This is a genomic window from Bradyrhizobium sp. STM 3809 (genome assembly GCF_000239795.1).
Lineage (GTDB): Bacteria > Pseudomonadota > Alphaproteobacteria > Rhizobiales > Xanthobacteraceae > Bradyrhizobium.
In genome coordinates, this window is record NZ_CAFJ01000499.1 from 1 (window position 1) to 2,960 (window position 2,960).

Here is a 2,960-nt window from a genome sequence, read left to right on the forward strand (position 1 = left end):
CGGTGACCGAGCGGATGCCCGGCGTCGATGCCGCGCTCGACCAGGCGCTCGCCAAGGACGGCACCATCGTGCTCGGCGATGCCAGCGACAATCCCGGCGGCGGCGCGCCCGGCGATTCCACCTTCATCCTGCGCCGGCTGCTCGAGCGCGGCATCGGCAATGCCTGCCTCGGCCCGCTGTGGGACCCGATTGCGGTGCGCATCGCGTTCGATGCCGGCGTCGGCGCGAAACTGCCGCTGCGCATCGGCGGCAAGATCGGCCCGCTGTCGGGCGATCCGGTCGACGCGACCTGGGAGATCAAGGCGCTGAAGGAGAACATGGTGATGACCGGGTTGGCCGGCACGCCGGCCAAGCTCGGCGATTGCGCGCTGATCGCGACGGCCGGTGTCGAGGTCGTCATCACGACGTTCCGCTGCCAGGCGTTCGGGAAAGACGTCTTCACCCAGCTCGGCTGCGATCCTTCGACACGCAAGCTCGTCGTGGTGAAATCCGCGCAGCATTTCCGTGCATCGTTTGCGCCGCTCGCCGCCGACATCATCATGGTCGATGCGCCCGGCGTGGTCGCGCGCGACGTGACGACACTCCCCTACACGAAGATCAAGCGTCCGAAATGGCCGCTCGATGAGCTGCCGCAATCCTCGCGCGCATGATGTGTCATAATGCGACGGCGTGGCGCGTTGCCGTTAACGTTCGGAACGCGGCTGGAACGAACCGCGTCCGAATCAGCCGCGGCTCACGGTTTGACATCCGTTCACGGCTAGATGTCGTGGCGCTCTGGGAAACAGCGCAACATGCAGCGGAGATGCCCGCCTCGCGCGGCTCGTTGTCCGCCGGAAAGGTTAAGGGCCGTCGGAGACGCTCGCCTCGGCGTGCGCCCGGCCAGCGGCGGCGAGCTCACGGTCGACGCTGTACTGAATGGCCCGCGTCCACGGTGCACAGGGCACTGCGCGCCAACCGTCTGCGCGCAATGTCCCAGAACGCGACGTCGCGCACGCTCCCGTTAAGGTTCGGAACGCGGCTGGAACGAACCGCGTCCGAATCGCTGGCGATGGCCGGTACGTCACCTGTTCACGGCCAGATCTCGTCGTCCTGCGCCAGCATACGCTACATCCAGCGTCGGATCGTTGGTCTGTCTGGCCCATGACGGCGGAAACGGTTAATCGCAGCCGTCGGCAGTTGCATTTGCTCCGGCTGCAACGCTCGCTTATGGTGCCCTGCATTTGAAGCGCCGCTTCATCCATCAATTGCAGATCCAAGGGCATAACGACTGATGAGTACGAGAGGCGCGATCCTCATTGCCGGCGGCGCCGGTTACATCGGCGCTCATTGCAGCAAGGCGGTCGCGGAGGCCGGGTTCACGCCGATCGTCTATGACAATCTGGCAACGGGCCACCGCAGCTTCGTGCAATGGGGGCCGCTGGTGGTCGGCGACATCGCCGACAGCATCAAGGTCGCGAGCACGATCCGGCGCTACGACGTCAAGGCGGTGATGCATTTCGCGGCGTGGAGCGCCGTCGGCGAGTCCGTCGCCGATCCGCAGAAATATTATCTCAACAACGTGGCCGGCACGCTCGGCCTGCTGCAGGGCATGCGCGAGGCCGGCTGCACGCGGCTGGTGTTCTCCTCGACCGGCGCGGTCTACGGCAATGCTGGGCGCGAGCCGATCCCGGAAAGCGCTGCGGGGCCGACCGTCAACCCCTACGGCCGCTCCAAATTCATGATCGAGCAGATCCTGGCCGATTATCGCGCCGCCTACGGCTTCTCCGCCACAGCGCTGCGCTACTTCAACGCCTGTGGCGCCGACGCCTCAGGCGCGATCGGCGAGCTGCGCGATCCCGAAACGCATCTGATCCCGCGCGCGCTGATGGCGATCCTCGGCCACGTGCCCGACTTCGCGATCTTCGGCACCGATTACGAGACGCCGGACGGCACGGCCGTGCGCGACTACATCCATGTCGACGATTTGGCCACGGCTCATATCGCGGCGATCGGCCGGCTGTTGGAGGGCCATTCCGGGGGCGCCTATAATCTCGGGACCGGCAGCGGCTACTCGGTACGCGAGATCGTCGATGCGATCCGCCAGGAGACCGGCGAGCAGGTGCCGCTGGTCTATCGCGAGCGTCGCGCCGGCGATCCGCCGATTCTCGTGGCTGACCCGAGCCGCGCCGCGCAGGAGCTCGGCTTCAAGGCGCGCCGCTCCGATCTCGGCCACGTCATCCGCTCCGCCTGGGCCTGGCACCAGAAGGCGCATCCGCGCATCGTCTGACACCGAGCCGTTCCGGCCGTCTTTTAGAAAGAGCGTGCGCGTTACGCGGCCGCCGGCGGCGTATGCGCGAACGCGTCGATCAGGCTTTCCATGCGCTCATCCTCGACCGACCAGCTGCCGATCTCGGCGCCGTCGCGGAAGAAGTGAATGCTGTGAACCGGCGAGCGGACGTCGTCGCCGCGAATCATCCGGAGCAGGTTCTGCGCCACGCGGCAATGATCGCCGGGCAGCCTGAGGTCGAAGAATGCGTCGCCATAGCCCGGCAGGATGGTGCCGGCCGAATCGCGAACTTCCATGCGCAACTGTGCCATGCTCGCATTCAACGACAGCAACGGTTTCCGCCCGGTAAATGCCGCCGCGTCGCGGGCGTTTCGGCGCCGCGCTAAGGCGTGACCATCTCGCGCGCGACGCCGCGCGGCGCGGTGATCTCCTTCCAGGTGGAATTGGCGACGTGCACCGGCGGAAACGCCGGCCGCTCGACGTAGCGGCCGTCGCCGGCTTCCGCGCGCAGCTCGCCATTGCGCCAGGCGATGCGGCCGCGCGACACCGTCGCCGCCGGACCGCCGGTGCAGGCGAAGCCTTCGAAGACGTTGTAGTCGATCCGGCTGACCTGACGGCTGGCGGTGATGGTCTTGTGCGCGGCCGGATCCCACACCACGAGGTCGGCGTCGGAGCCGGCCATGACAGCGCCCTT

Annotated in this window: 3 protein-coding genes and 1 pseudogene; 2 read left to right on the top strand and 2 right to left on the bottom strand. The window is 67.1% G+C overall.

Annotated elements, in window-relative coordinates; all coding sequences use genetic code 11:
- A partial coding sequence (locus BRAS3809_RS23015; protein ID WP_035657806.1) for an MlrC C-terminal domain-containing protein occupies positions 1–650 on the top strand: 650 nt, incomplete at its 5' end.
- 620 nt (positions 651–1,270) lie between these two features.
- Entirely contained in the window at positions 1,271–2,266 is a 996-nt protein-coding gene (gene galE / locus BRAS3809_RS23020; protein WP_008964440.1) for a UDP-glucose 4-epimerase GalE, read from the top strand.
- Between the two features lie 41 nt (positions 2,267–2,307).
- Here the strand turns inward: galE and BRAS3809_RS23025 are convergent, their stop codons facing one another.
- Together BRAS3809_RS23025 and BRAS3809_RS23030 are read right to left on the bottom strand one after the other, a co-directional pair.
- Positions 2,308–2,577 carry a hypothetical protein gene (locus tag BRAS3809_RS23025; RefSeq protein ID WP_008964441.1) on the bottom strand — a complete coding sequence of 90 codons (270 nt, stop codon included), beginning with the start codon at positions 2,575–2,577 and terminating at the stop codon, positions 2,308–2,310.
- Positions 2,578–2,648: 71 nt separating this feature from the next.
- Positions 2,649–2,960: pseudogene (locus BRAS3809_RS23030) on the bottom strand (dihydropyrimidinase); the annotation flags it as partial.

Excerpts from the sequence above, each read along its gene's own strand:
- galE (WP_008964440.1), top strand. The coding sequence starts at position 1,271 with ATGAGTACGAGAGGCGCGATCCTCATTGCCGGCGGCGCCGGTTACATC.
- BRAS3809_RS23025 (WP_008964441.1), bottom strand. The coding sequence starts at position 2,577 with ATGGCACAGTTGCGCATGGAAGTTCGCGATTCGGCCGGCACCATCCTG.